Raw genomic sequence first — 25,513 nt, forward strand, 5'->3', positions numbered from 1 at the left:
CTTCGGCACCGCCGTCAGCAAGCACGCAGGCAGTTTTGAGTCTTTAGCATCGAGCGAGAGCTGGGGGCCATGCCCACAGGTCTACTGCATGTTCATGCCGCCGTTGACCGAGAAGTCGGCACCCGTGCTGTAACCCGACTCGCCGGACGCCAGCCAGGCCACGATCGAGGCGATTTCTTCGGGTTGACCGAGGCGCCCGACCGGTGTGGACGCAATCATGGTGTCGAGAATGTCCGGGCGGATGGCCGCGGTCATGCTGGTCTGGATGTAGCCTGGCGAAACGGTGTTGACGGTCACGCCCTTGCCGGACACTTCCCGGGCCAGTGCCATGGTGAAACCATGGATGCCGGCTTTGGCCGCGCTGTAATTGGTCTGGCCGAACTGGCCACGCTGACCGTTGATCGAGGAGATGTTGATGACCCGTCCCCATCCCTTGGCCAACATCCCTTCGATCACCTGCTTGGTGGTGTTGAACAAGCCGCTGAGATTAGTGCCGATCACGGCGTTCCAGTCTTCGGGGGTGAGTTTGCGAAAGGAGGCATCGCGAGTGATTCCGGCGTTGTTGACCAGCACATCGACCGGTCCGAATTGCTCCCGCGCGCCCTCAAAGGCCTTTCGCGTTGATTCCCAATCGGTGATGTCGCCATAGATGCATTCGAACTGATAACCCGCTACCAACTGAGCGGCGATCCAATCGTTCTTGCGGGCTGAATCAGCGCTGCAACCCACAATGACCTTGAATCCCTCGGTGTACAGGCGTCGGCTGATTGCCGTACCAATCCCACCCATACCACCGGTGACCAACGCAATACGACCAAGCGACTTCATAGATTGCTTCCCTTTTATTTTTTGCGCTGCAAGATGGGAAGATTGTTCGGTATTGGCGGGGTGTGCGGAAGTGTTGGGAGGTGACTGTCTGGTGTCCATAGGTGCCATGCAGGTGTTTTCGGATCACTGGCAGTCAATGACCTTTACCGGTACCGGGATCAATTCTTGGCATTGAACGGTCGGTTACTCTTTGATTCAACGTAGATCAGTCATGGCTCCGGACAGGATGTCCGGTTCCACAGGTCAGTGAGGACCCCATGTACAGAATGAGTTCAGGCTATGCCAACGTGTTGGTCAATACGCTTTCGGCCGAAGGACTGGATGTTGCCAGCCTGTGTCGGGAAGCCGGACTGGACATGCAGATCGCGAACACACCCGGGGCGCTTTGTGAGCGAAGGGTGATCTATCGGTTGTGGCAACTGGCCGCCCAGGCCAGCGGTGATCCGGACATCGGCTTGAAGGCCTACGGGCACTTTCATCCGGGCAGTTTTCAAATCGTCGGTTACACCATGATGTCGAGCCTCAACCTCAAACGGGCGCTGGAGCGCCTGGTGCGCTTCAGCCCATTGATCGGTAACGGGTTCAGTCTGTTTTTTGTTCCGGAGCAGCAGCATTACCGGCTCGCCTCGCTCGATCATCAACAGTCCGGTTCCATCAAGCCCCGTCAGTATGCCGATGCCGGGTTGGCTTCTTTGCTCGGCTTCTGCCGTTGGCTGGGCGGTGGCAAGTTACCGCAACCCTTGAGCGTCGAGTTCAGTTACCCCGAACCGAAAGACATTTCCGCGCATCAACGGCTTTTTGATTGCGACCTGACTTTTGGTTCGGCCTACGACAGCATTCTGTTTGACGGGCAGGAGCTGCTGCGACCGTTGAGTATGGCCAATGAGGCCTTAGCGGTATTGCATGACAGTTTTGCCGAGACGCAATTGGATCTGCTGTTCGGCTTGTCCATTACCGGCAGGATTCGGGCGCTGATTACCGAGCGATTGAGCCATGGACAGGGGCAATGCGACATGGAATCGATCGCTGCCGCCTTGAACATCAGTAAGCGCACGCTGCAACGGGCCCTGGAAAAAGACGGGACGCAATTCAAGGACGTGCAGAACGCTGTGCGCCGGCAATTGGCCGATTTCTACCTGCGCCATTCTCACTTCAACATGAAGCATGTCGCGTACCTCCTTGGTTTTCATGACCACAGCAGCTTCAACAAAGCGTGCAGCCGATGGTTTGGCATGACCCCGGGCCAGTATCGGGCTGACGAGTCGTTCGAGATGGAAGAAGCCGCGCCCGTCTGACGCGCTTCTCGCCAACCACTCAGCGTTATGTCACCGGCGGTTTCTTCGCGCCTTTTTTGCCCTTGGCAGGGGGGCGTACCGGATTCTTGACCTTGGCGACGGGCGTCGGTTGTGGGGGCTCCGCGGCGAGTATCTGCACGATCGGCTCAGGCGTCATGACCGGGACCGGTGCTGCGATGACATCGGCTTCAGCGGCTGGCTGGGTCAGGATGAAACCAGGCAGCGGGACGTCGAGCAGTGCGTGCAGTTCACACCATAACGCGTTATGGGTGCCGCTGATCAACAGTTCCGGCAACAAATTGGCGACGGCCGCCAGCACTTGTTGGCGTTCCTCAACCTCGACAAGCATCAAGGACAGGCTGTTAAGGCTTTCTTGCGGGTGAGTGGCGACCAGCAGTTTTTGCAGGCGCAACGTTTCGCGCAGGTCCAACGGCTGGGCACTGTAGTCCTGGAGCAGTACCTGCAATTGCTGGATCAACCGTTCGACGATTTCCTTGCCAGGCTCGTCGCTGTCGCGGTCCAGCAGAAACAGGATCCGTACCAAGGCTTCCATCAGACCGCCCAGGGGCAGGGCGTCCTGAAGACGATCGATCAAGACCTTGTCGTGCTGCTCGGCGTGCGCCTGCAGATCTCGCCCAGGCGCAGTGCCGGCGAGGCTATTGAGTACGCCATATACGCCGTAGAAACACATTTCCTGTGCTGCATCACGCAGGTCTCGATAGCCGTTCAAGGCGTCCTGCACCTGGTTGGAAAACAGTTCCTGCCAGACCAGCAACGGGTTGTTCTGGCTGGCGGGGTGACGATCCTTGTTCACCTGAGCGGCACTGCCTGCCAGCCACCACAGCGCCGGGTTCAAACTGCTCCAGGCCACTTGCTGCTGATGGAAAGGGTGGGTGCGGCGCAGCATTTCGGCGCTCGGTTCGTTGATCAGCTGGCGCAACCACGGGCGTATGAATTCGTCGTACACGCCATTGTTGATTGTGGACGCGCGCTGGACCAGCGCAAATTCCCGATCGTCATCACGGGGCGGCTGCACCTGGCCATGGATGTCGGCGATCCGCCGGCGTTCGAAACGCACGGCATACGGCGTCGGCGAATTCTCCGGCAGGTCTTCGATCAGCATCTCATACAGCCCGGCCGACAGCGCATTGATCGCATCGACCGCACCGAGCAATTCACGGTGTTCACGCCGCGCCACTTCACCGGACACGAAGATGCCCAGGTGACCGATGCTCGCGTGTCGCAGGTACACGATGGTGCGCCCGGCATTTTGCAACGCGAGATCGCTGGGATAGACGTCGGTGATCCAGTCCAGTGCCTGCTGCGGGGAGGTGATGTTGTCGCCATACGAACAGAACACCACCACCGGCGCTTCGATCAGCTTGAGGTCAAGCCCGGTGCTCTTGCGACCGAGGCCACCAGACAGCCGATTGCCGATGAACAGGTCGTCGACAATCATCTCGATCTCTTCGCCATTGAGCAGGGTCGGGCTGCCCCACCAGCGTTCGAAATCCAGAAAGCGTGCGGCCTCGCTGTCGACTTCACTGAACAGGTGGTAGTACTTGCCCCAATACGTATTGGCCGGGTCCAGGCTTTCGAAGTTGCTGACCAGCCAGGTACCGTCGAAACGGCCATTACCGAGGTCGCTACCGAGGCGTGCCATCCAGCCACCGCCTAGCAAACCACCGGTGTAGCGCATCGGATTGCGGCCATTGACACCGGCCCAATACGATAACGGCGCACCATTGACGATGATCAACCCCGGCAGCTCCGGTCGGGTAGCCGCCAGCCCCATCAATGCCCAACCGGCCTGGCAATTGCCAATCAGCACGGGGTTGGCGCTGTCCGGATGGCGGGCGCTGACGACCTCGATGAACTTCGCTTGGGCGTCTGTGATATCGGCAAGGGTTTGCCCTGGGCGAGGCGAGTGACTGAAGGAGATGAAGTAGGTGGGGTGGCCGGCTCTCAGGCTCTCGCCGATGACCGAATCCTGTTTGAAACCGCCGATGCCCGAGCCGTGACCGCCGCGAGGGTCAATGATGATCACGGGCTGTTTCTTACTGTCGATCGGTTGCCCCGGGCCGCCGAGGATTTGCAACAACGAATAGTTGACCGGGCGGGGCAGGGCTTCCCCGGCGACCAGCGTTTCATGATTGAACTTGAGCAGCAGCGGATACCCGGCGCGTTCGTGGGCCAGGGTGTTGTCGCCGCGCTGACGCAAGGTATCCCAGAACAACACGCTGCGTTGGCCAAGGTCCGTGAAGTATTCCTGCCAGTCAGCAGGCGTTGGCTGCCGGAGTTGCCCAAGGCTTAAAGGCGCGAAGGTTTTTGCCTGGCGCTTCTGTACGGCGTCGAGGACGTTGCGGGTATTAAGGCGTTGCAGATGATTGAGGTGTTCAAACAAGCCAGCGGGTTCGGAGAATTTTTCATCTTGCAGCGCAATATTTAATTCCTGACCCATCGTAATCTCCTGACGCGGTGCATGGGGACCGGCCCGTCTGAACCCTTTGGTTAAAGAGCGCTAGCCTGGCCGTTCGATGAGCAGGAGTCTACAGCGTATAAGGAGGGCTTTAGCAAAGTATATTTTGCACTGCACAAAAATAGGCGTTGCCAAATGGTTTTGTGCACTGCAATATCAAGGCTAACGCGATGACTGGCCGGATCGCTATCGCGTCCTCAGGCCCATCAGGGCCTTCCAGTACCAGGAGATTCAAGCATGTCTTTTTTCAATACGGAAAAACTGCAAACCGCTCAGAAAGCCAACCTCGATCTTTTGCAGCAAATCAGCGGCAAAGTCTTCGCCAGCGTTGAACAGCTCAGCCAGTTGCAGTTCAAGGCACTGCGCGACTCCACCGAAGAGCACTTCGAAGGCGTTCGCAAGCTGCTGGCCGTCCGTGATCCACAAGGTTTCGCCGATCTGCAGGCTTCTTTCACCCAGCCGAGCGCGCAGGCCGAACGTCTGGCCGAGTTCAATCGTCAGGTTCAAGCACTGATCGTCGGTACTCAGTCGGACATCGCCAAATTGACTTCGAGTCAGGTCGAAGCGGGCACCCAACAGGTGCAAGAGTTCGTTGAAACCATCGGCAAGAATGCACCGGCCGGCTCCGAACCCGTTGTGGCAGCGTTCAAGTCGAGCCTAGCGAATGCCGGTACCGTGTTCGAAAGCGCACAGAAAGCCGTAAAACAGGCTGCCGATGTGGCTCAGAGCAATTTCGACGCAGCGACTGCCGCGGCCACCAAAGCGGCCCCGGAAGCAAGCGCCAAGGCTACCAGCGGCAACAAGTAAGTCACGTCAAGCAAGCGGCACCAATGGCGATGGGTTTATTCCCCATCGCCATTTTTTTTCGGCCCGTTATCGGTGCCGGGTTTACCGCCGAACATGCCAAACAGGTTCTGGGTATTGAGGTACAACGCTTTGGACTGGTCGACATACTGGCGCATCAGGTCCTGCATCACTGGGGCCTGTTGATGCATGAAGTCGCTCCAGGCTTCGGACGACTGCGCGCCGGTCTGGGACTGAACGTCGATTACGGTCTGAATGCTCTTGTCCAGGTAACTGCCGAGTACACCCTGGTAAGGGCCGTAGAACTGGATAATCCCCATCAGCATTTCGGTAGTGAAGATCGGCTCACCGCCACTTTCAGCTTCCAGAATCACTTGCAGCAGGATGCTGCGCGTCAAGTCCTCGCCGCTCTTGGCATCGACCACCTGAAAGGCAATTTTGTCGACCACCAATTGCCGTATGTCCGCCAGTGTCAAATGACTGCTGGTGTGGGTGTCATACAGTCGGCGATTGGGGTACTTCTTGATCAGGCGGGGGGAGGTATCAGTCATGCGGGGCGTCTCGCGGCGGGCCTGGTTTGTAGGCATCTTAACCTACATTGGTGGTCTTCAGGCCGCCATCGCGGGCAAGCCCGCTCCCACAGTATTCTCTGTTGTTCACAAATTCTGCATTCAAAGAAGAACCCTGTGGGAGCGGGCTTGCCCGCGATGAGGCCCTCCAGCACATCGAAATTCCCAAGTCGTAAAAAGGGGAGCCCGCCGGTAGCGCGCCCCCCCTCAGAGAAATTGAATCGGCTTACCAGATCGGCAAGGTGTAGCTGACGATCAGGCGGTTTTCATCCAGATCGTTGCCAAAGTTGGTCGAGCGAACCGTCGCATTACGCCATTTCACGCCGACATTCTTCAGCGGCCCGCCCTGCACGACATAACCGATGTCGGTATCACGTTCCCATTCCTTGCCTTCCGGGCGGTTGCCACCCAGATCGATATTATCGCCGGTGAGGTAGCGGGTCATGAAGGTCAGGCCCGGAACGCCGAAGGCTGCAAAGTTGTAGTCGTAGCGCGCCTGCCAGGACTTTTCGTCCTTGCTGGCGAAGTCGCCGATTTGCACGAAGTTCACCAGGAAGGCGTCGGTGCCGTTGATGTAGGCGTAGCCGGTATCGCCGCTCATGCCTTGATAGCCCAGGCCCAACGCATGCCCGCCAAGGTTGTAGGTGAACATCGCGCCAATGGCATTGTTATCGACATTACTGCCACCATCGTCCGTGGAGCGGGCGAAGCGCAGATCCGTCTTCAGCGACTGGCCGGTTGTGACCGGCAACACGTAGGTCAGGTTGACCAGGTGCTGGCTGTAGAAGTTGTCGAGGTGACCGTAGCTGTAGCCGGTGGCGAGGTTGCTGGTCCATTTGTAGTTCAGGCTGGCGAAATCGAAGCTGTCGCTATCGACATGACGTGTGGTGATGCCCTTGGCGCCAGTGCGGGTGATGCCCATGTCCTCGTAGTTCGAGGAGTCGCGCTGATTGACCTGCGTCAGTCGCCCGGCATCCACGGTCAAGCCTTCGAGTTCCAGCGAGGTCAACTGACCGCCCTTGAAGGTTTGTGGCAACAGCCGTGAATCGTTGGCCAGTACCGTCGGCAGTTTCGGCAGCAACGTACCGAGTTTCAGCGTACTTTTTGAGGCGCGCACTTTGGCGGTCAGCCCCAGTTCGCCATACTCGTCCTGCGCACCTTGGCTCGTGTCGCGGTGGCGTTTTAGCAGGCCGGAGCCTGCCCGATCAGGGCTGGAATCGAGCTTGACGCCGACCAGTCCGATCGCATCGAATCCCACGCCAATCAACCCTTCGGTGAATCCCGATTCATAGCGCAGCAGGAAACCCTGTGCCCATTCCTCTTGTTTGGATTGCGCAGCGTTGTCCTGGCGATAGTCACGGTTGAAATAGAAGTTGCGCAGCTCAAGGCTGGCCTTGCTGTCTTTGACAAAGTCAGCAGCGGCGGGGGCCGAGAGGCTGATGACGCCGCCGGATAGCAACAGTCGGGTAGCGAGGATGCGGGTGTTGCGGTCCATGGTGAAGCCCCTTTATTTTTATTATGGAAAGACAGGTCCCGCGGCCCTCGCCAGGTGGGCGAGGGCTTATCAATAAAAAACGCGAACGCCAAAAGAGAGGAGCGTGGCGCCGCGTGCGGTTCAATCGTTAGAACTGTTCGGCGCAAAGGCCAAACAAGGAGGCACTGCCCGCGCGAATGGATTGCTCCAGACTCAAAATGCGTGGCAGCAGGCGATGGATATAGAAGTCGGCGGTGGCGATTTTCGCGCCATAAAACCCTTCGTCTTCGGGCAGCTTTTGCTTGGCAACCTGTGCCATGCGCGCCCAAAGCCAGGCGTAGGCGACGTAACCGAACAGGTGCAAATACTCCACCGAAGCGGCGCCGACTTCGTTGCGGTTGGTCGCGGCCTGATCCTGTAGCCAGTCGCTCAGGTCTTCCAGACGCTGCACGGCATCGAGCAGTTGAGCGCAGTAGGGCGCATCAGGCTGATCGGCGAAATGACGAATCTCACTGGTGAACTGGCGCAGCGCGAAGCCTTTGTCGGCGAGCACTTTGCGTCCGAGCAGGTCCAGGGCCTGAATGCCGTTGGTGCCTTCGTAGATCTGCGCGATGCGCACGTCACGGACCAATTGTTCCTGGCCCCATTCGCGGATGTAGCCATGGCCGCCGAACACTTGCTGGCCGTTAATGCAGCTTTCGAGGCCGGTGTCGGTGAAGAACGCCTTGGCCACCGGAGTGAGCAGCGCAACCAGGGTTTGCGCGCTGTCGCGTTCCTTGGCGTCATCGGAAAACTTCGCCAGGTCCAGTTGCTGCCCGACATAGCTGGCAAACGCACGGCCACCTTCAGTCATGGCTTTCATGCTCAGCAGCATGCGGCGCACGTCGGGGTGAACGATGATCGGGTCGGCCACTTTGTCTGCAGCAATGGCACCCGTCGGCGCGCGGCTCTGCACACGTTCGCGTGCATAGGTGACAGCGCTCTGATAGGACGCTTCGGCGCAGCCAATGCCTTGAATGCCGATGGACAAGCGCTCGTAGTTCATCATGGTGAACATCGCCGCCAGGCCTTTGTTGGCTTCACCGACCAGCCAACCGCTGGCGCCGTCGAAGTTCATCACGCAGGTGGCCGAAGCCTTGATACCCATCTTGTGTTCGATCGAACCGCAACTTACGGCGTTGGCATCGCCGAGGGAACCGTCGGCATTGACCAGCACTTTGGGCACGACGAACAGCGAGATGCCTTTCGGCCCCGCCGGTGCGTCCGGCAATTTGGCCAGCACCAGATGGACAATGTTTTCGGTCAGGTCCTGATCGCCACCGGTGATAAAGATCTTGCTGCCGGTGATGCTGAAGCTGCCGTCGGCCTGAGGTTCGGCGCGGGTGCGGATGATCCCCAGATCGGTGCCGGCGTGGGCTTCGGTCAGGCACATGGAACCGGCCCAGCGGCCTTCGTACATCGGCGGCAGGTAGAGCTTTTTCAAGGTGTCGCTGGCGTGGGCATCCAGCGCCAGGCAGGCACCGGAACTCAACGCTGAATAGAGTGCAAAGCTTGAGTTGGCGCCATAGAGCATTTCTTCGAACTGCACGGCGAGCATCTTCGGCATGCCCATGCCGCCGAAATCGGCGCTACCGGAAAGACCCACCCAGCCGCCTTCGATGTAGGTGGCATAAGCCTGTTTGAAACCGATTGGCGTGCTGACCTGGCCATCGACCCACTGGGCGCCTTCCTCGTCGCCGCTGCGATTCAATGGCGCAATCAGGTGCGAGGTGACTTTGGCCGCCTCCTCAAGAATCGCGTCAGCGGTGGCGGCGTCGACACTGTCAGCCAGGGCTGGCAGGCGTGCCCACAGGGCCGGGGCGTCGAATACTTCATGCAAGACAAAGCGCATGTCGCGCAGCGGGGCGTTGAATTCGGGCATAGCGTGAACCTCAAAAGGTTGTGCGATGGGCACGGCGCCGCTAGAGCAGGCCGTGCCCTTTCTATCAATGAGCGGAAGCGCTGGCGGCACCGAGGCCGGTCTGGGCGCGAACGAATTGGTCGGCGTAAGCGTCGCGTTCCTTGTCGGCGCGCACGCTGCGGTCGAGTTTCGACACCACGACGATCACGAAGAACGCCAGCGGCATGGAGAACAGCGCCGGGTGGTCGTACGGGAAGATCGCGTGAGCATGGCCGAGCACGGTGACCCAGACGGCTGGCGACAGGATCACCAACACCAGCGCACAGATCAGGCCGGCGAAACCGCCGGTGATTGCGCCTTTGGTGGTCAGGCCTTTCCAGTACATGGCCATGATCAGCACCGGGAAGTTGGTCGACGCAGCGATGCCGAAGGTCAGGCCCACCAGGAACGCGACGTTCATCTTCTCGAACAGAATGCCCAGCAGAATTGCGATGATGCCCAGGCCGACAGTGGCCATGCGGGTCACGCGCATTTCCTGTTTCTGGCTGGCTTTGCCTTTCTTGAACACCGTGGCATAGAGATCGTGAGATATCGCCGAAGCACCGGCCAGGGCCAGACCTGAGACCACCGCCAGAATAGTGGCGAAGGCCACGGCCGAGAGGAAACCGAAGAACAGGTTGCCGCCCACGGCTTTGGCCAGGTGCATGGCGACCATGTTGCCGCCGCCAATCAAGGCGCCGCCGACTTCACCATTGACGTAGTACTGCGGGTCAGTGCCGATGATGACCATCGCGGCAAAACCCAGGGTGCAGACAACAAGGAAGAAGAAGCCGATGAAACCGGTGGCGTAGAACACCGACTTACGCGCTTCCTTGGCGTTAGGCACGGTGAAGAAACGCATCAGGATGTGCGGCAGACCGGCAATCCCGAACACCAGGCCCAGCGACATCGAAGCCGTGTTGATCGGGTCGGCGAGCATTGAGCCAGGGCCCATGATGTTCCAGCCGCTGGCGTGGGCTTCGACGGCTTTGGTGGCCAGGGTTTCGTAGCTGAAGCCGAATTGCGACATGGCCATGAACGCCAGGGTCGTGCCGCCGGCAAGCAGCAACACTGCCTTGATGATCTGCACCCAGGTGGTGGCGATCATGCCGCCGAAAATCACGTACACCAGCATCAACGCGCCGACGATCACCACGGCAACCGGGTAGTCGAGGCCGAACAGCAATTTGATCAACTGACCGGCACCGACCATCTGCACAATCAGGTAGCAGCACACCACCGTCAACGAACCAAACGCGGCGAAGATCCGCACTTTGTTCTGGTCCAGTCGATAGGACACGATGTCGGCAAAGGTGTAGCGCCCCAGATTGCGCAAGCGCTCGGCCATCAGGAAGGTGATGATCGGCCAGCCGACGAAGAAACCGATGGTATAGATGAAGCCGTCGTAGCCCTTGGCGAACACCAGGCTGGACAGCCCCAGCAGCGTGGCGGCGGACATGTAGTCGCCGGCAATCGCCAGACCGTTCTGGAACCCGGTAATGCCACCGCCTGCGGTGTAGAAGTCAGAGGTGGATTTGGTTTGTCGCGCGGCCCACCAGGTGATGGCCAGCGTGCCCAGCACGAAGACGAAGAACATGCCGATCGCATGCAGGTTGAGGGGTTGTTTTTCCACCGCACCCAGCGCGGGTGCAGCCAGCACGACGGAGGCCGGCAATAGCCCGGCAGCGGCAAGGAGAAGTTTACGCAGAAGAGTCATTACTTGCTCTCCTCGAGAATGGCGGCACCCAGTGCATCGAAACGCGTGTTGGCGCTGTAGACGTACCAACCGGTCAGTAGCCAGGAAAAAATGATGATCGCCGCGCCAACCGGCATGCCCAGGGTCAACATCCGATGCTCGGCGAGCGGCGCATGCAGCCACTGCGGGGCAAACGCCACCACCAGCATGAACGCGTAGTAAGTGCCCAGCACCGCAGCACTCAGCGACCAGGCCAGGCGCGAACGGCTGCTCACCAATTGAAGGAATTTCGGATTGGACCGAATGCGTTCGCAGCGTTGGGTATCGGTTGAATGGATGTCGATCATGGGTGGCTCCACCTTGTTATTGTTATCGATGCTTTTGGCATTTAAGGGCAGGGCAGCGCCGAATCCGGCCCGCACGAGCCCGAAGCGGCCGGTAAATACACCGGCCGCTTGACGGGTACAACGTCGATTCGGTTAGAGCGCCTTGGCCCTGTCGCGCAGCACGTACTTCTGGATCTTGCCGGTTGAAGTCTTCGGCAGCAGGGTGAAAACCACCGTGCGCGGCACTTTGAAACCGGCCAGATGCTCGCGGCAGAAACTGATGATGTCGGCCTCGCGAACGTCCTGGTGATCAGCCTTCAACGTGATAAAGGCGCAGGGCGTTTCGCCCCACTTCTCATCGGGACGGGCGACAACGGCCGCTTCCATGACGGCTGGATGGCGATAGAGCACACCTTCCAGTTCGATGGTGGAAATGTTCTCGCCGCCGGAAATGATGATGTCCTTGAGTCGGTCCTTGATCTCGACATACCCGTTCGGATGACACACCGCCAGGTCGCCGGTGTGGAACCAGCCGCCTTCGAACGCTTCGGCCGTGGCGGTCGGGTTCTTCAGGTAACCCTTCATCACGGTGTTGCCGCGCATGAAGATCTCACCGATGGTCTGACCATCTCGCGGGGTCGGCTCCAGCGTCTTCGAGTCGCCGACCATCACGCCTTCGAGCGTCGGATAACGCACGCCCTGACGGGATTTGATTTGCGCCCGTTCGTCCAGCGGCAACTCATCCCATTCGGCATGCCAGGCGCAGAGCGTCACCGGACCATAGGTTTCGGTCAGGCCATACACGTGGGTGACCTTGATGCCCATTTCTTCCACGGCACCGATTACTTTGGCCGGTGGCGCGGCACCGGCGACCATCGCGTTGACCGGGTGATCAATCGCGGCTTTAGCCGACTCCGGCATGTTGACCAAGGCGTTGAGCACGATCGGCGCAGCGCACAGATGGGTGACTTGATGCTCGCGGATCAGCGTGAGGATTTTCTGTGGATCAACACGGCGCAGGAACACATGCACACCGGCCATGGCGGTAATAATCCATGGGTAGCACCAACCGTTGCAATGGAACATCGGCAGGGTCCAGAGGTACACAGGATGATTGCCCATGGCCCAGGTCATCTGGTTGCCCAACGAGTTCAGATAAGCACCGCGATGGTGGTAAACCACGCCTTTGGGGTTACCGGTGGTGCCTGAGGTGTAGTTCAGCGAGATGGCTTGCCATTCGTTCGCCGGCCACTGCCAGGCAAAGGCTGGATCGCCTTCGGCCAACAGCGCTTCATAATCCAGATCGCTGACCGCCTTGCCTTCGCCGTATTCCGGATCATTGACGTCGATGACCAGCGGCGGGTGATCCAGCATCCCAATCGCCGCGTGAATCACATCATGGAACTCGCGGTCGGTAATCAGCACCTTGGCTTCGCCATGCTGCAGCATGAAGGCGATGGCTTCGGCATCCAGACGCACGTTGAGCGGGTTGAGCACCGCGCCAATCATCGGCACGCCGAAGTGCACTTCAAGCATCTCGGGAATGTTGGGCAGCATCACCGCCACCGTGTCGTTCTTGCCGATGCCGCGACCGGCCAATGCCGAGGCCAGGCGGCGGCAGCGGGTGTAGGTCTGCGCCCAGGTGCGGCGGATAGAGCCATGGATGACGGCGGGGTAGTCCGGATAAACGCTGGCGGTGCGCTCGATGAAGCTGAGCGGAGACAAGGCAATATGGTTGACAGCCGCAGGGCCTAGCCCTTGTTCATAGATCGACATGTGCGGGTACTCGGTGGCTGATTGTTAGCTCTATAGATGTCCTTGCAGCGTCGCCGCTGAGGGCATCTTTTATGTCCGATCTGCTTTATATAACATTCAGCTACAGATATGGAAGTACAACCTACGTCATATAGGATATGTACTATATTTGATTCCAGCCGTTCTAAATCAATACAGTCTTACCGCCAAGGCCGGTATATCCTTGGCTTCCCCAACGAAGCGGACCTGTGATGACCCTGACTCCCGTTCGATTGCACAGCTGGTTGCGCCTGCAGCGCGAGGGTGTGTCTCTGGCCGCCCGGGCTGATGCGTTGTGCCGTGCCTTGCAGGAATGTCCCGAGGTGCGCCGCGCGGTTTATTTGAGTTGGCAACCCAATGCCCGGATTTACAGCCATGAGGGTGCTGCCCAGCACTTTCCACCGGGGCTGGGCGACCCTTCGCTGGCCAGCGATCAGTTGTTGTTTGATCGGCTGGTCGAAGCGGGGCGACTCGATCTGGCGCAAGTGCGGCAACTCGATTGCTGGTTGTCCGGTCGATTGCGTCGGGCCGCAATCAGCCATGGCCAGGTGTTTGATCTGGCCTTGCAATCGGGACTGCCGGGGTTGTTGCTGGTGGAGGTGTGCGACGGCGTGAGCCTTGGTTGGCTGGGTTGGGTCCAGGATTTGCTGACGACCTTGCTGAGTAGCGTCAACGGTATGCTGCGCGGCTCGCCGCTGTTGGGTCACGATCCGCAACCGAGTCTGTTGCTCGACGCGCAGGGCCGGCCGCTGGAGTTCAACGGAGCGCTGCTGGCACTGCTCGCCGAAAAACCGCTGACTGATGTGCTGGGCTTTTTGCCGGTCAATCACCGCGTGCTGGTGCGCGCCTGCCTGGACCAGAAGCGTGCCATCGAAGGGGTTGAGGCGCAGTTCGAAACACAGATTCTGATCTGGACGTTTATCCCCGATCCTCAGGACAACCGCGTGCTCGCCCGTTGCCGCGACGCCACCCTCCAGGTGTTGGCCGAACGTGAAGCGGCCACGGCACGCCGGCTGTACCGGTTGATCATCGAAAACACCACTGACCTGATTTCCCGGCACACTCCAGACGGGCGCTTTCTGGATGCTTCGCCCGCGTCCTGGACCTTGCTCGGCTACTGGCCGGAAGAGTTGCGCGGGCAAATGGCCCAAGGCCTGTTCCATGGTCAGGACCTGGCCAGCCTGGTGCAGCGCGCACGGGATGCCCTGGAGCAGGACGGTTATCACACGATGACCTATCGCATTCGCCATCGAGACGGGCATTACCTGTGGTTCGAAACCGCGAGCCGGGCGATTCGTGAAACCTACACCGGTGCGGTGGTCGAAGTGGTCAGCGTGTCTCGGGACATTACGGCGCGGGTGCAGGCGGAAGAGAACAAGCGACGCCTGGCCGAAGTCGTCGAGGCCAACATCGACCCGGTGTTGTTCATCGCCCCTGAAGGGCAAGTGACCTACCTTAACCCGGCGGCGCGCCGCATCCTCGGAATCGAGGAGCAACAGGCGATGCCAGCGCTTGCCGAACTGTTCGCGAGCGCGGACCTGATACGTCTGCAGCGTGATGGCTGGAGCAGCGCCGAACGTGATGGAGTCTGGAGCACCGATGCACGCTTGCAACCCCTCGGTGGCGGCATGTCAGTGCCAGTGTCGCTGGTGCTGTTGGCGCACCGATCTGCAGGCGGTGAGCGCTACTACTCGTTGGTGGCGCGGGACATGACCGAACGCGAATTGCGTGAGGTGCAACAGCGTCGTCATCAAGACGAACTGGCGCACACCGCGCGTTTGGTAACACTGGGTGAACTGGCCTCGGGCATTGCCCACGAAATCAACCAGCCATTGGCCGCGGTGGTCAATTATGCGAATGCCAGCCAGCGCTATTTACAGACTCTGGATTCCAATCCTCAGGCCGCCGAACGAGTGGCACAGGGGCTGCAGCGCATAACCCAGCATGCCACCCATGCCTCGCAAGTGATCAGCCGTCTACGGGCGTTTCTGCGCAAGGGCCAACGCCGCATGCAAGCCCTGAATTTCACCGACGTCGCCCGCGAGGCCGTGCGTTTGTGTGCTTGGGAGGCGAGCAATTGCCAAGTGACAATCGAGGATTGTCTGCCGGATAATCTGCCGCCCGTTTATGCCGACCGGGTGTTGCTGGAGCAGGTGCTGCTCAATCTGTTGCGCAATGCCATTGACGCCAACCGCGAACAACATCCGGGGCAACCGTCACTGATTGTGATGGCCGCGGGGCAGGGTGCTAGTGCAACCGTGGAAATCAGTGTGCAAGACCAGGGACCGGGTGTCAGCGAGCCGGAGCTGGAGCAGATATTTACCCCGTTCTATACCAGCAAGGCTGATGGCCTGGGGCTTGGTTTGTCCATGAGCCGCAGCATCATCGAAGGTTTCGGTGGCGAATTACAGGCCCTGCGCCAACCGGTCGGGCTGCTGATGTGCTGCCGTCTGCCGCTGGCCGGCCCAACAAAACAACAACAGGAATAACGTAATGGCAGGTGTGACGGAGCACGTGGTGTATGTGGTCGACGATGACCAGGGCATGCTTGATTCAACCGTCTGGTTGTTGGAATCGGTCGGGCTCAAGGCCTTGCCGTTTACCAGTGGTGTGGCGTTTCTCAATGCTTGTGATGCCACGCTCGATGCCTGCGTGCTGCTCGATGTTCGCATGCCCGGCATGGGCGGGCTGAACGTGCAGGAGGAAATGCGCGCGCGTGAACTGAATCTGCCGATCATCTTTGTCAGCGGGCACGCCGATGTGCCGATCGTGGTTCGCGCTTTCAAGGCCGGCGCCCATGACTTCATCGAGAAACCCTACAACGAGCAGTTGCTGCTGGACAGCGTCCAACAGGCGCTCAGCAACTGCGCGGCCAACCGCTCCGGCAGCCAGGGGCACGATGCGTTGCAGGCGCGGTTGCTGACGCTGACCCCACGTGAGCGCGATGTCTTGCTGCCGCTGGTACAGGGTTACACCACCCGGGAAATAGCGGAGCAACTGGGCGTCAGCGCAAAAACCGTCGACCTGTACCGCTCGCGTGTGATGAAACGCATGCAAGCCACTACCTTGCCGGACCTGGTGGGCATGGCGATCGCGGCCGAGATGGTCGACCCACTGAAACTGCGTTGAAGTTTCGCGTTTCGTACTTCCGCCAACTTCCCGATCAAAAAGGCCCGAAGTTCAACGGGTACTGGATCACCACATACACCCGGTCGATGTCATCGCCTGCCTGCGCCGCGTTGGCGCGGTGCGACACATGGGACAGTTGCAGCGACAAATCCTTGGCCGCTCCTGATTGCACGATGTAACGCAAATCGATGTCGCGCTCCCAATGCCGTCCGCCGTCGCCTTGTTGCGGTACGAAGGTGCCGGTCGCCTCATCGAAGGGGTTGTAGGCGCCACCCTGGGGCGCATGGGTTCCGTCGATCTGCGTGCCTTTGACGTAACGCGTCATGAAGGCCAGGCCGGGGACGCCGAAGGTGCTCAGGTCGAGGTCGTAGCGCACTTGCCAGGATTGTTCGTGGGCGCCGTTGAAGTCCGCGTACTTGATCGAGTTGGCCAGGTAGATGGAGTCGCCACCGACGAAATCGAAGGGGGTGTCACCGTTGACTTTCTGATAGGCCAGGGTGAAGCCGTGGGCATTGACCGTGTATTTGCCGGACAGGCTGAACGCAGTGTTGTCGATGGCGCCGGCCAATGCCTCACCCGTGTCCCGCGTATGGTAGAGATTGGCGTCGACGAAGACACCGGGCTGCTTGAGGTGAAGATTGCCGTAGTACTGGTGCCAGGTGTCGGTCAGCGTTGACGCATAGAGCGCGCCGCCGACTGGGCTTTGGGTGAACAGGTCGGCGCCGACAAACGAAATGCCGCCAGCATCGGTGTTGGCCCCGTAACCGGAAAAATTGCCCTTGCTCGATGAACTGTCCTGATTCTTGAACGCCGTGAAGTGACCGGCCTGCACATTGATGCCATCGATTTCGCGGCTGTTGAGCAGGAAACCGGTGGCGTATTCCGGTTGCAGGCGTTTGTCGGCAGTATCGAACACCGGCGTTTCAACCATCATTTCGCCGTACGCCACGGTGGTTTTAGACGCCTTGATTTTCAGCGCGCCGCCAGCGCTGGAATAGTTGTTCTCACTGCGGCCGTCACTGTCCACCGGCAGCAATCCGGTGCCGGAACGACCCTTGCCACTGTCAAGCTTAACGCCCAAAAAGGCGTGGCTATCGAGGCCAAATCCGAGGAGGCCGGGGGTGAATCCAGACTCGAAAGCGCCAATGAAGCCTTGCGCCCATTCCGCCTTGTAGCTTTTGCCGGAAGCTGAAGGGGACCGGTAATCACTGTTGAGGTAGAAGTTGCGGCTGAGCACATTCAGCGTCGCACCGTCGAGGAACCCTTGCCCGGTTTGCATCGCTTCATCCGCGTGCGCCGTTGCGGTCGTGCTGGCGACTATCACCGATAACCAGAAAGGCAGACCGGATTTGCGCTTGGAAAACGTCATCGATCAATCACCACCGGGCAGCGACTCCGCGATTACGGAGTCGCTGGTTGTTGCTTAATGGGCTTCCGAGGCACCGAACATGCTCTTGGCATAGATCAGGCCCAGACCGTAGGCACCGCCGTTGGCGATCGAGGTTTTGACGGTTTCGTCATAGGTTTCGCTGCGCGCCCAGTCACGCTGCAGTTCCAGCAGGTATTGCAGGGACGTCATCGGGCGAGCGCCGATCTGGATCATGCGCTGCATAGCCATTTCGTGGGCTTCGGTGGTGACGTCGCCACAGGCGTCGGCGATTACGTACACCTCGAAACCCTGGTCGATGGCCGACAGCGCCGGGCCGACAATACACACCGAGGTCCAGAGACCGGCCAAGACGATTTTCTGCTTGCCGAACTTGTTGACTTCAACGGCGATGCGCTCGTCTTCCCAGGTGTTCATGCTGGTGCGGTCGATCACGTTGTGATCCGGGAACACCGATTTGATTTCATCAAAAATCGGCCCGGAAAAGCTCTTCTCGGCCACAGTGGTAAGGAGGGTCGAGACCTTGAACCCACGAGCCGCCTTGGCCACGAGCGCGGCGTTGTTGCGCAAGGTCACGGCGTCGATTGACTTGGTCGCAAAGGACATCTGCGATTGGTGGTCAATCATGATCAGGGTGTGGTCGGAGGGGGTCAGCAGGGTTTTGCCGGGAACTGCTTTCGCAATGGCCATGATGAGGTCCTTACGGGGTGAGTGAGGGGGCCATGGTTGCGTGGTTTGAGCAGCGGATATTGAGTCCATGTGCTGTTTTTGCGGTTTTTTTCGCAGCGCAGCGATACAGAGCACATTGTGGATGTCGCACGGTGAAATCAGCGTCTATGCTGCCCTAACCGTTCCCCAACTGTTCTTTGCAGCTATCAGCAAGGAGGCATCCATGGTGCCCTTACCACTGTCCGAGAAATCGCTGACCCGCAGCATGCTCGATGTCCTGATTCGTGCCGGGTTGATTGTCGTTTTGGTACTGTTCTGCTTCGAGATTTTCCGTCCGTTTCGCGACCTGATGCTGTGGTCGGTCATCCTCGCAATCACCCTCTATCCGTTGCAACTGCGACTCATGGGCTCGATGGGGCGTAGCGAGGGGCGTGCTGCAACCGTAATTGTGGTGATTTCCATCGCGATTCTGGTGGTGCCGGTCTATCTGTTGGGGACCTCGATTGCGGAGTCGGTGGCCAAGGTCGTCGACCTGGTGAAGGAGGGCAGTTTCCATATCCCGCCGCCACCGGATACGATCGCAACCTGGCCGCTGGTGGGTAAATCGATCTCGGCGATATGGCTGCAGGCCTCAACCGATCTTCCCGACCTGATGGTGAAATACCTGCCGCAAATAAAAGGCGTCACGCTGGGCGTGTTGGCCAAAATCGCGGGCGTCGGGGCAGGTTTGCTGATGTTCATTGTTGCCTTGATCATCGCCGGTATTTTCATGGCCCATGGCGAAGCCGGCGGCCGTTGTGCGGTGGATATCGCGTCACGCATCAGCGGTCCGGACAAGGGGGCGCAGATCGCCGAGCTCTGCACGGCGACCATCCGTGCCGTTGCACTCGGTGTGGTCGGTATCGCGTTTATCCAGATGATGCTGGTGGGGATCGGCTTTGTGCTCAAAGGCATCCCCGGTGCCGGTCTGCTGGCCATCGGCGTATTGCTGCTGGGCATCATGCAGTTGCCGGCCACGCTCATTACGCTGCCAGTGATCGCCTATGTCATGGCCACCGAAGGGCCCAACACGAGGACCATTATCTTCTCGGTCTTTGTGTTCGTTGCGGGCCTGGTGGACAACGTCCTCAAACCACTGTTGCTGGGGCGCGGTGTGGATGTGCCGATGCCGGTCGTGTTGATTGGCGCGTTGGGCGGCATGGTCACCAGCGGCATCCTCGGGCTGTTCATCGGGCCGGTGGTGCTGGCGGTGGGTTACCAATTATTCTGGCAGTGGGTTAAGGATCGACCGGAGGGTGTCTGACGTCCTCAGGTCATGAGGAGGTGTGTTGAAACCATTCCAGCCCGGACCCGGTGCGTCAACGTGGAACATGTTGCGCCAGGCGTGCCTGCAACGCCGGGATGCCGTGCCGCCGACCTTGACGGAACTGGCGGTCGTCCCCGGCATTCCCGAGGCGCGTTACTGGCTGGACCGGGACCTCGCGCCGCTGATTCGGGATGTGCACCAGTCCAACCTGCGTGAGGCCGAAGCGCTGGCCAGGGCAGGGGAGCCGAATGACACCTTGCCACTGGCCAACATGCTGGCGATTTCCGGCGGTGGTGATGCCGGCACCTTTGCGGCGGGGATTATCGCGGGATGGACGTTGCATGGTTCGCGTCCACCTTTCAAAGTCGTCACGGGCATCAGCGCCGGGGCCCTGGTGGCCCCGTTCGCGTACCTGGGGCCTCAGTACGACGACATCATCCTGCGCATTTGCAGTGCCATCGGCCCCAAAGACGTCTTCCATTCACGCAGTGTGCTGACCCGGCTTGCCAGCGACGGCATTGCGGACAGCAAGCCATTGGCGCGGCTCGTCGCGCAGTGCATTTCTGCGGACATACTGGCGGCGATTGCCGCGCAATACGCCAACGGACGCTTGCTGATGATCGGCACCACCGACCTCGATGCGGGGCGGCCCGTGACCTGGAACATGGGCGCCATTGCTGCCAGCGGCGCACCAGGAGCGCTCGACTTGTTCCGGCGGATCCTGATCGCGTCGATGAGTATTCCCGGCGCCGTTTCTCCAGTCATGATCGACGTGGAAGTGAACGGCCAACCGTTTCAGGAGATGCACGTCGACGGCGGTGTCATTACACAGGTCTTCCTTTATCCGCCAGGCACCGTCATGGCACTGAACAGCGTGACCGGCGCGCGTTTGCGCCGTGATCGGCATTTTTATGTGATTCGTAACGGCAAGATGGAACCGCAGTGGTCGGGGACCAAACGCCGCACGTTGAGCATTGGTGGTCGCGCCATCAGCGCATTGATTCAGATGCAAGGTATCAGCGACCTGGAGCGGATCTACCGAATCGCACAGCAGGACGGGGCGGATTTCAATCTGGCGTACATCGGGGCGGATTTTCTTCACCTGCGCAATCGCCAGTTCGATGGGGAGTACATGAAGCGGTTGTTTGATTACGCCTTTGAGCAGAGTGCGAAGGGGTATCCGTGGCATAAGTCGCCCAATGCCTGAGACACGTCGGGATTTTGGGTGGTCTGGGCTGGCCTCATCGCGAGCAAGCTCGCTCCCACAGGTGATCTTGGTCGCGCACAAAATCTGCGTCTGATGGAGATCTACTGTGGGAGCGAGCTTGCTCGCGATGGCGTCAGCCCAGGCATAGAAAAATTACGCTGGTTGCCCATATGAAATTAATCCTGTAGTTTTTCATGAAATTATAAAAACATAATTTCATGAGGCTTGTATGTTCCAGCAGTCCACGCAGCATGTCGCCAGCTACTACGCCCACAGCTGCGCGGATCGCCTGACCACTCGGCCCGCACTCGCCGGTGAACACGACACCGACATCCTGATCATCGGCGCCGGTTTCAGTGGCCTGCACACCGCGTTGCGCCTGGCGCTGGCCGGCAAACGCGTGACACTGCTGGAAGCCAGTCGCGTGGCGTGGGCCGCCTCGGGTCGAAACGGTGGACAGGCCATCCTCGGCTGGTCGTGTGACATGCCACCGCTGGAAGCCGCGCTGGGTTATGAGCGTGCACGGCGGTTGTGGGACGGCATGCGCTGGGCGGCGCAGGAACTGCGTGAATTGCCAGCTCGCCACGGCTTCGATTGTGATTATCGCGCCGGCCATGTGTGGACCTCCGTGTTGCCACGACGTATCGGCCTGCTGACCGAGTGGCAGCGCGAGGCCAGTCACAAGTGGGGGCACCACGGTTTGCAGCTCATCAGCCGTGAACAGTTGCCGGAATGGATCGCCAGCGAGCGCTATCAGGCAGGGTTGTACGACCCAGAGGGCGCTCATTTGAACCCTCTGAAACTGGCCATCGGCCTGGCCGCCGCCATCGAACGCGCGGGTGGCCGTATCCATGAGCAAAGCAAAGCGTTGAGTTATCGCGAGGAGGGTGGCCGCTTCGTGGTGAACACTGAGCGCGGGGCGATTCGCGCCGACGTTCTGGTGCTGGCCTGCAACGCCTATCTCGATCGGCTCGACCCACAACTGGCCAGTTGCGTATTGCCTGTCGGGACGTATCAAGTGGCGACCGCGCCCCTGACGCCGGAGCAAGCCACTGCGCTGCTGCCGAGTAATGTCTGCGTCACCGACAACCAGTTTGTCCTCGACTATTTCCGTCGCACACCCGACAACCGCCTGCTGTTCGGCGGCGGCTGCACCTATCTGGGCGGCATGCCCAAGGACATCGCCGGTGCCACACGACCGTTCCTGGAACGGGTGTTCCCGCAGCTCAAAGGTGTGGAACTGGAGTTCGCCTGGGGCGGGCACATCGACCTGACGCTTAAACGAACGCCCGACGTTGGCCGCTCCGGTGATCGCTATTGGATGCAAGGTTATTCCGGGCATGGCGTGCTGCCGACACTGGCCGCGGCCCGTGCGGTGTCCGACGCCATTCTGGGCCAGGACGATGAATTGTCCTTGTATCAGGGCCTGGACAACGGCAGCTTTCCCGGCGGCAAATACCTCGCCGCGCCACTGGAAGCCATCGGCAAAGCCTGGTATCGACTGCGCGACAGTATCTGATGAGTCATCTAACGGAATTCCAGGCATGAACAAGCAAGAAGAAATCGCTGCGCTGGCGATCCTGATTCACGATTTGCGCAAGCACAAGAAATACACCTTGAAGGAACTGGCCGACAAAATCGGCCGCTCCGTCGGCTTTCTTTCGCAGGTCGAACGCGGCCTGTCACGGCCCACCGTGGCCGACTTGACGGCGATCAGCGAAACCCTGGGCGTACCGACCACGTACTTCTACAGCCTGCCAAAACCCAAGGAGTTGCCATGGGTCACACGGCCCGATGAACGCCGCACGCTGTACTACGCCAACGGCATTACCGACATTCTGGTTTCGCCAAAAATGCGCGCGTCATTTTCCATGCTCGAAAGTCATCTGGAAGCGGGTGCCAGCAGCGGCGACCGGCACATGAGTGACAGCTCGGAGCAGGGCGGCTATGTGCTCGAAGGCGAGTTGACGCTGTGGCTGGGCGACGACGAAGAACCTGTGACTTTGGTGGCTGGCGACAGTTTCCAGTTCGACAGCCATACCCGTTGCCGCTACGGCAACCTCACCGGACAACTCACGCGAGTGCTCTGGGTTTACACCTGATAACAAGACAAGGACCCACAATGATGGATGCTACCTGCTCTGACCTGCTGGCCGAGGTGCGTGCTTTTCGCCAACGCTACCCTGACGTGCGTTATGTCGACCTGATTTCCCTCGATATCCCCGGGCATTTCTACGGCAAGCGCTACCCGGTGGACATGCTGGAAAAGGTCGCGGCCGGCAGTGCGCTGAAACTGCCGCAGAACTGCGTGCTGCTGGGCGTGCAAGGCGGGTTGTTCAAGATTGGCGACTACTGCTTCAACGATGGCGACCCGGACGCCGTGCGTCGGCTGGTACCGGGTACGCTCAAGCCAGTGACCTGGGAAGCGCAACCGCTGGGGCAAATGCTGATCACCTCGGACGGCACCGCAAAACCCATCGTGTTCGAACCGCGCCAAGTGCTGGCGCAGGTCCTGGACAGGCTTGCCGGCAAAGGCATTCATCCGGTGGTGGCGTTCGAGCTGGAGTTCTACCTGTTCGATAAAAAGCTGCGCGACGGGCTGCCGCAATTTCCCCGCGATGACCTGACGGACGATGCCGACGATCAACCCAACATGCACATCGAACGACTGTCGCGCTTTGCGCCGGTACTTGATGACATGGTCGAAGCCTCGCGGGCCCAGGGCATCGACAGCACGGTGATCACGGCTGAACTCGGACCGGGTCAGTTCGAAATCAATTTCGGCCACCTGGACGATGGCTTGCGTGCCGCCGACTGGGCAGCGCTGTTCTGTCGCAGCAGCCGTGGCGTGGCGCTCAAGCACGGTTACCGTGCGAGTTTCATGGCCAAGCCTTACTTGCAGCATCCGGGCAGCGGCATGCATGTGCATGTCAGCCTTTACGATACGGCCGGGAATAACATTCTGGCGGCCAACCAGCAGCAATCGTTACGTCACGCAGTGGCGGGTTGCCTCCAATTGCTGCCGCATTGCATGCCGGTTTTCGCCCCGAACCAGAACGCTTATCGACGCCTGGGCGGCACGACCAACATCGCCACCCAAGCGAGCTGGGGGTTTGAAGACCGCGATGCGTGCCTGCGCATTCCGGAATCGGACTCGAAGAACTTGCGCATCGAACATCGCCTGGCCGGTGCCGATGCCAACCCCTATTTGGTATTGGCGGCGATTCTGGTCGGATTGGAACATGGGCTGGAGTCCGGCAAGGAACCGATTCTGCCGCTGAACGAAGACCGCAACAGTGGCGTCGACTTTCCTAAGGAAATGCTCGAAGCCGTGCGCGCAATGCAGCATCAGCCGCAATTGCGTGAAGGGCTGGGAGCGGAGTTTGTGGACGTTTATTGCGAGAACAAACGTCAGGATCACCTGGCGTTCATGCAGGAAATCAGTGCCCGGGAATATCGCTGGTATCTATAAAGCGAGGTCGCGGGCAATCGCCATGATTGCCCGCGAACCTAGCGCACGGGCCGGCGATGGCCCAGACGATTAATCGCGAGCAGGCAACCGCCAATCAACAGTGCGGCGCCGATGACCAGCAGCGGCGAAGGTCGGATGGGCCTGATGGGCGCCAACGGGGACGTGTTTAGAATGTCATCAGTCATTTCGGTGGGCAGGTATCTGGGGGCGTCGTATGCCATCTCGTTCAGTTTCAGGCGCGCGCCATCGGCGAGGACCAATGTCAGGTTTTCAATAGTGCCGGCGACACGCCCGGGATACACCGGTTCGCCCGTCGGATCGAGTTGGTCATACAGAAACTGCTGCCCTTCAACCCAGCCGACCGCCGTCTGCAACTCGGGTCCGAGGTAATACTTTCCATCGAGGAAGAAGCCGGGAAAATGCGGCGTGCGTTCGAGGCACTCGACGTTATAGCGCTCGCCCGCCCTCATGCCGGTTGCTGGGTCGATCATGGTGAATTCCTCCGTCTGCTGGTCCTGCAATAGAGAGCGAGCTGAATCTTTAGGTTCCGTTGGGCTGATCGAGTTTATCTCGCAGTGTTCAGGGTTAAATGATCGATTGGACTGCCTGCTCGTGCAGTTGCCGCCCTCATTGGCATTTGATCATTCAGTAGCTGACAGCTTTTTCATTGAACGCAGACAGCAGTATGCCGGCCACGTAGTGCCCGAACCCCGGCACGAATCCTGGCTCGATGCCGAGCGGCTGTTGATCCATCACCGTATTACCCGGGCCACGGTTGATCCATCACGCATCAGCCATGACGCGCTGCCGGGGGGCTGGCCGGGATTGAAGTATTGGCGACTGCACGGATCGCCCCGAACTTACTTCAGCCCCTACGAACTGCTCACGCTGCAAAGCCTGGCAATCACTCTTCAAACAGCCACCACCGACAGCGAAGCGACGTGGTGCATGTTCGACAACACTGCCAGTGGTGCTGCATTGGGCAGCGCGCTAACGCTCTCGGCATTGCTCCGCTGAGGGGGGCAGGGCCGTTCGTCGGCCGCGATGAACACCTTTGAGCGCTCGCGGCTCTCTACTTTTTATTGGGTGGAGACCGACTATGTCTTGTTTGATCTGTGAAAATCCTTTTGCACGAACAC

The 25,513-nt window shown here is 59.6% G+C and carries 21 protein-coding genes; 10 read left to right on the forward strand and 11 right to left on the reverse strand.

The window, feature by feature from the left end; translation table 11 throughout:
* Window positions 1-81: 81 nt before the first annotated feature.
* Window positions 82-828 carry an acetoacetyl-CoA reductase gene (gene phbB / locus SB725_RS08360; protein WP_027923187.1) on the reverse strand — a complete coding sequence of 249 codons (747 nt, stop codon included), beginning with the start codon at window positions 826-828 and terminating at the stop codon, window positions 82-84.
* Window positions 829-1,085: 257 nt separating this feature from the next.
* Here phbB and SB725_RS08365 point away from each other — a divergent pair, with 257 nt between their 5' ends.
* Entirely contained in the window at window positions 1,086-2,123 is a 1,038-nt protein-coding gene (locus tag SB725_RS08365; RefSeq protein ID WP_027923186.1) for an AraC family transcriptional regulator, read from the forward strand.
* A 25-nt stretch (window positions 2,124-2,148) separates the two neighbouring features.
* Here the strand turns inward: SB725_RS08365 and SB725_RS08370 are convergent, their stop codons facing one another.
* Entirely contained in the window at window positions 2,149-4,584 is a 2,436-nt protein-coding gene (locus SB725_RS08370; RefSeq protein WP_410921547.1) for a DUF3141 domain-containing protein, read from the reverse strand.
* A gap of 255 nt (window positions 4,585-4,839) precedes the next feature.
* Here SB725_RS08370 and phaP point away from each other — a divergent pair, with 255 nt between their 5' ends.
* A complete protein-coding gene (gene phaP / locus SB725_RS08375; protein ID WP_027923184.1) occupies window positions 4,840-5,409 on the forward strand; it encodes a TIGR01841 family phasin in 570 nt (189 codons plus the stop codon).
* Window positions 5,410-5,444: 35 nt separating this feature from the next.
* On the opposite strand, the gene phaR is transcribed toward phaP, so the two are convergent.
* From phaR to SB725_RS08405, 6 genes are all read right to left on the reverse strand, one after another.
* A complete protein-coding gene (phaR, locus tag SB725_RS08380) occupies window positions 5,445-5,993 on the reverse strand; it encodes a polyhydroxyalkanoate synthesis repressor PhaR (RefSeq protein WP_155953719.1) in 549 nt (182 codons plus the stop codon).
* A gap of 208 nt (window positions 5,994-6,201) precedes the next feature.
* Complete coding sequence (locus SB725_RS08385) at window positions 6,202-7,470, reverse strand: OprD family porin (RefSeq protein ID WP_410921548.1); 1,269 nt, start codon at window positions 7,468-7,470, stop codon at window positions 6,202-6,204.
* Between the two features lie 127 nt (window positions 7,471-7,597).
* A complete protein-coding gene (locus tag SB725_RS08390; protein WP_310264257.1) occupies window positions 7,598-9,370 on the reverse strand; it encodes an acyl-CoA dehydrogenase C-terminal domain-containing protein in 1,773 nt (590 codons plus the stop codon).
* A 64-nt stretch (window positions 9,371-9,434) separates the two neighbouring features.
* Window positions 9,435-11,105 carry a cation acetate symporter gene (locus SB725_RS08395; protein WP_027923180.1) on the reverse strand — a complete coding sequence of 557 codons (1,671 nt, stop codon included), beginning with the start codon at window positions 11,103-11,105 and terminating at the stop codon, window positions 9,435-9,437.
* Entirely contained in the window at window positions 11,105-11,431 is a 327-nt protein-coding gene (locus tag SB725_RS08400) for a DUF485 domain-containing protein (RefSeq protein WP_008146418.1), read from the reverse strand. The genes SB725_RS08395 and SB725_RS08400 overlap by 1 nt, the downstream gene beginning before the upstream one ends.
* Before the next feature lie 132 nt (window positions 11,432-11,563).
* Window positions 11,564-13,186: an acyl-CoA synthetase gene (locus SB725_RS08405; RefSeq protein ID WP_027923179.1), complete on the reverse strand. Its 1,623-nt coding sequence runs from the start codon at window positions 13,184-13,186 to the stop codon at window positions 11,564-11,566.
* A 230-nt stretch (window positions 13,187-13,416) separates the two neighbouring features.
* Here SB725_RS08405 and SB725_RS08410 point away from each other — a divergent pair, with 230 nt between their 5' ends.
* Window positions 13,417-15,693 carry a PAS domain S-box protein gene (locus SB725_RS08410; RefSeq protein ID WP_027923178.1) on the forward strand — a complete coding sequence of 759 codons (2,277 nt, stop codon included), beginning with the start codon at window positions 13,417-13,419 and terminating at the stop codon, window positions 15,691-15,693.
* Window positions 15,694-15,697: 4 nt separating this feature from the next.
* Entirely contained in the window at window positions 15,698-16,333 is a 636-nt protein-coding gene (locus tag SB725_RS08415) for a response regulator transcription factor (RefSeq protein ID WP_410921549.1), read from the forward strand.
* A gap of 34 nt (window positions 16,334-16,367) precedes the next feature.
* On the opposite strand, the gene SB725_RS08420 is transcribed toward SB725_RS08415, so the two are convergent.
* Both SB725_RS08420 and SB725_RS08425 read right to left on the reverse strand, forming a co-directional pair.
* Window positions 16,368-17,702, reverse strand: coding sequence for an OprD family porin (locus SB725_RS08420; protein WP_410921550.1), 1,335 nt, complete (start codon window positions 17,700-17,702; stop codon window positions 16,368-16,370).
* Between the two features lie 54 nt (window positions 17,703-17,756).
* Window positions 17,757-18,410, reverse strand: coding sequence for a hydrolase (locus SB725_RS08425; RefSeq protein WP_027923175.1), 654 nt, complete (start codon window positions 18,408-18,410; stop codon window positions 17,757-17,759).
* Between the two features lie 202 nt (window positions 18,411-18,612).
* On the opposite strand from SB725_RS08425, the gene SB725_RS08430 reads away from it, so the two are divergent.
* From SB725_RS08430 to SB725_RS08450, 5 genes are all read left to right on the forward strand, one after another.
* On the forward strand, window positions 18,613-19,692 hold the full coding sequence (locus tag SB725_RS08430) for an AI-2E family transporter (RefSeq protein ID WP_410921551.1): 1,080 nt from the start codon (window positions 18,613-18,615) through the stop codon (window positions 19,690-19,692).
* Between the two features lie 25 nt (window positions 19,693-19,717).
* On the forward strand, window positions 19,718-20,902 hold the full coding sequence (locus tag SB725_RS08435; RefSeq protein ID WP_027923173.1) for a patatin-like phospholipase family protein: 1,185 nt from the start codon (window positions 19,718-19,720) through the stop codon (window positions 20,900-20,902).
* Between the two features lie 229 nt (window positions 20,903-21,131).
* Window positions 21,132-22,421, forward strand: a complete 1,290-nt coding sequence (locus SB725_RS08440; protein WP_027923172.1) for an NAD(P)/FAD-dependent oxidoreductase — start codon at window positions 21,132-21,134, stop codon at window positions 22,419-22,421.
* Window positions 22,422-22,446: 25 nt separating this feature from the next.
* Window positions 22,447-23,004, forward strand: a complete 558-nt coding sequence (locus tag SB725_RS08445) for a helix-turn-helix domain-containing protein (protein WP_027923171.1) — start codon at window positions 22,447-22,449, stop codon at window positions 23,002-23,004.
* A 23-nt stretch (window positions 23,005-23,027) separates the two neighbouring features.
* On the forward strand, window positions 23,028-24,374 hold the full coding sequence (locus SB725_RS08450; protein ID WP_059182956.1) for a glutamine synthetase family protein: 1,347 nt from the start codon (window positions 23,028-23,030) through the stop codon (window positions 24,372-24,374).
* A 38-nt stretch (window positions 24,375-24,412) separates the two neighbouring features.
* Here the strand turns inward: SB725_RS08450 and SB725_RS08455 are convergent, their stop codons facing one another.
* Entirely contained in the window at window positions 24,413-24,865 is a 453-nt protein-coding gene (locus SB725_RS08455; RefSeq protein WP_410921552.1) for a short chain dehydrogenase, read from the reverse strand.
* Between SB725_RS08455 and SB725_RS08460 the strand changes: the two genes are divergently transcribed.
* The gene (locus SB725_RS08460) at window positions 24,864-25,391 is read left to right on the forward strand and encodes a DUF72 domain-containing protein (RefSeq protein WP_410921553.1); all 528 of its coding nucleotides are present in this window, start codon (window positions 24,864-24,866) and stop codon (window positions 25,389-25,391) included. The two genes, SB725_RS08455 and SB725_RS08460, sit on opposite strands and share 2 nt — an antisense overlap.
* Window positions 25,392-25,513: the final 122 nt, after the last annotated feature.

The sequence above is a fragment of the Pseudomonas sp. SIMBA_041 genome (genome assembly GCF_046535095.1).
Taxonomy (GTDB): Bacteria; Pseudomonadota; Gammaproteobacteria; order Pseudomonadales; family Pseudomonadaceae; genus Aquipseudomonas; species Aquipseudomonas mucoides.

Bases quoted from the DNA above. Each gene is read 5' to 3' on its own strand.
- SB725_RS08425 (WP_027923175.1), bottom strand. From the start codon at position 18,410: ATGGCCATTGCGAAAGCAGTTCCCGGCAAAACCCTGCTGACCCCCTCC.
- SB725_RS08365 (WP_027923186.1), top strand. From the start codon at position 1,086: ATGTACAGAATGAGTTCAGGCTATGCCAACGTGTTGGTCAATACGCTT.
- SB725_RS08415 (WP_410921549.1), top strand. From the start codon at position 15,698: ATGGCAGGTGTGACGGAGCACGTGGTGTATGTGGTCGACGATGACCAG.
- SB725_RS08370 (WP_410921547.1), bottom strand. From the start codon at position 4,584: ATGGGTCAGGAATTAAATATTGCGCTGCAAGATGAAAAATTCTCCGAA.
- SB725_RS08460 (WP_410921553.1), top strand. From the start codon at position 24,864: ATGGTGAATTCCTCCGTCTGCTGGTCCTGCAATAGAGAGCGAGCTGAA.
- SB725_RS08400 (WP_008146418.1), bottom strand. From the start codon at position 11,431: ATGATCGACATCCATTCAACCGATACCCAACGCTGCGAACGCATTCGG.
- SB725_RS08395 (WP_027923180.1), bottom strand. From the start codon at position 11,105: ATGACTCTTCTGCGTAAACTTCTCCTTGCCGCTGCCGGGCTATTGCCG.
- SB725_RS08455 (WP_410921552.1), bottom strand. From the start codon at position 24,865: ATGATCGACCCAGCAACCGGCATGAGGGCGGGCGAGCGCTATAACGTC.
- SB725_RS08430 (WP_410921551.1), top strand. From the start codon at position 18,613: ATGGTGCCCTTACCACTGTCCGAGAAATCGCTGACCCGCAGCATGCTC.
- phbB (WP_027923187.1), bottom strand. From the start codon at position 828: ATGAAGTCGCTTGGTCGTATTGCGTTGGTCACCGGTGGTATGGGTGGG.
- SB725_RS08385 (WP_410921548.1), bottom strand. From the start codon at position 7,470: ATGGACCGCAACACCCGCATCCTCGCTACCCGACTGTTGCTATCCGGC.
- SB725_RS08410 (WP_027923178.1), top strand. From the start codon at position 13,417: ATGACCCTGACTCCCGTTCGATTGCACAGCTGGTTGCGCCTGCAGCGC.
- SB725_RS08405 (WP_027923179.1), bottom strand. From the start codon at position 13,186: ATGTCGATCTATGAACAAGGGCTAGGCCCTGCGGCTGTCAACCATATT.
- SB725_RS08420 (WP_410921550.1), bottom strand. From the start codon at position 17,702: ATGACGTTTTCCAAGCGCAAATCCGGTCTGCCTTTCTGGTTATCGGTG.
- SB725_RS08390 (WP_310264257.1), bottom strand. From the start codon at position 9,370: ATGCCCGAATTCAACGCCCCGCTGCGCGACATGCGCTTTGTCTTGCAT.
- SB725_RS08445 (WP_027923171.1), top strand. From the start codon at position 22,447: ATGAACAAGCAAGAAGAAATCGCTGCGCTGGCGATCCTGATTCACGAT.
- phaR (WP_155953719.1), bottom strand. From the start codon at position 5,993: ATGCCTACAAACCAGGCCCGCCGCGAGACGCCCCGCATGACTGATACC.
- phaP (WP_027923184.1), top strand. From the start codon at position 4,840: ATGTCTTTTTTCAATACGGAAAAACTGCAAACCGCTCAGAAAGCCAAC.
- SB725_RS08450 (WP_059182956.1), top strand. From the start codon at position 23,028: ATGGATGCTACCTGCTCTGACCTGCTGGCCGAGGTGCGTGCTTTTCGC.
- SB725_RS08440 (WP_027923172.1), top strand. From the start codon at position 21,132: ATGTTCCAGCAGTCCACGCAGCATGTCGCCAGCTACTACGCCCACAGC.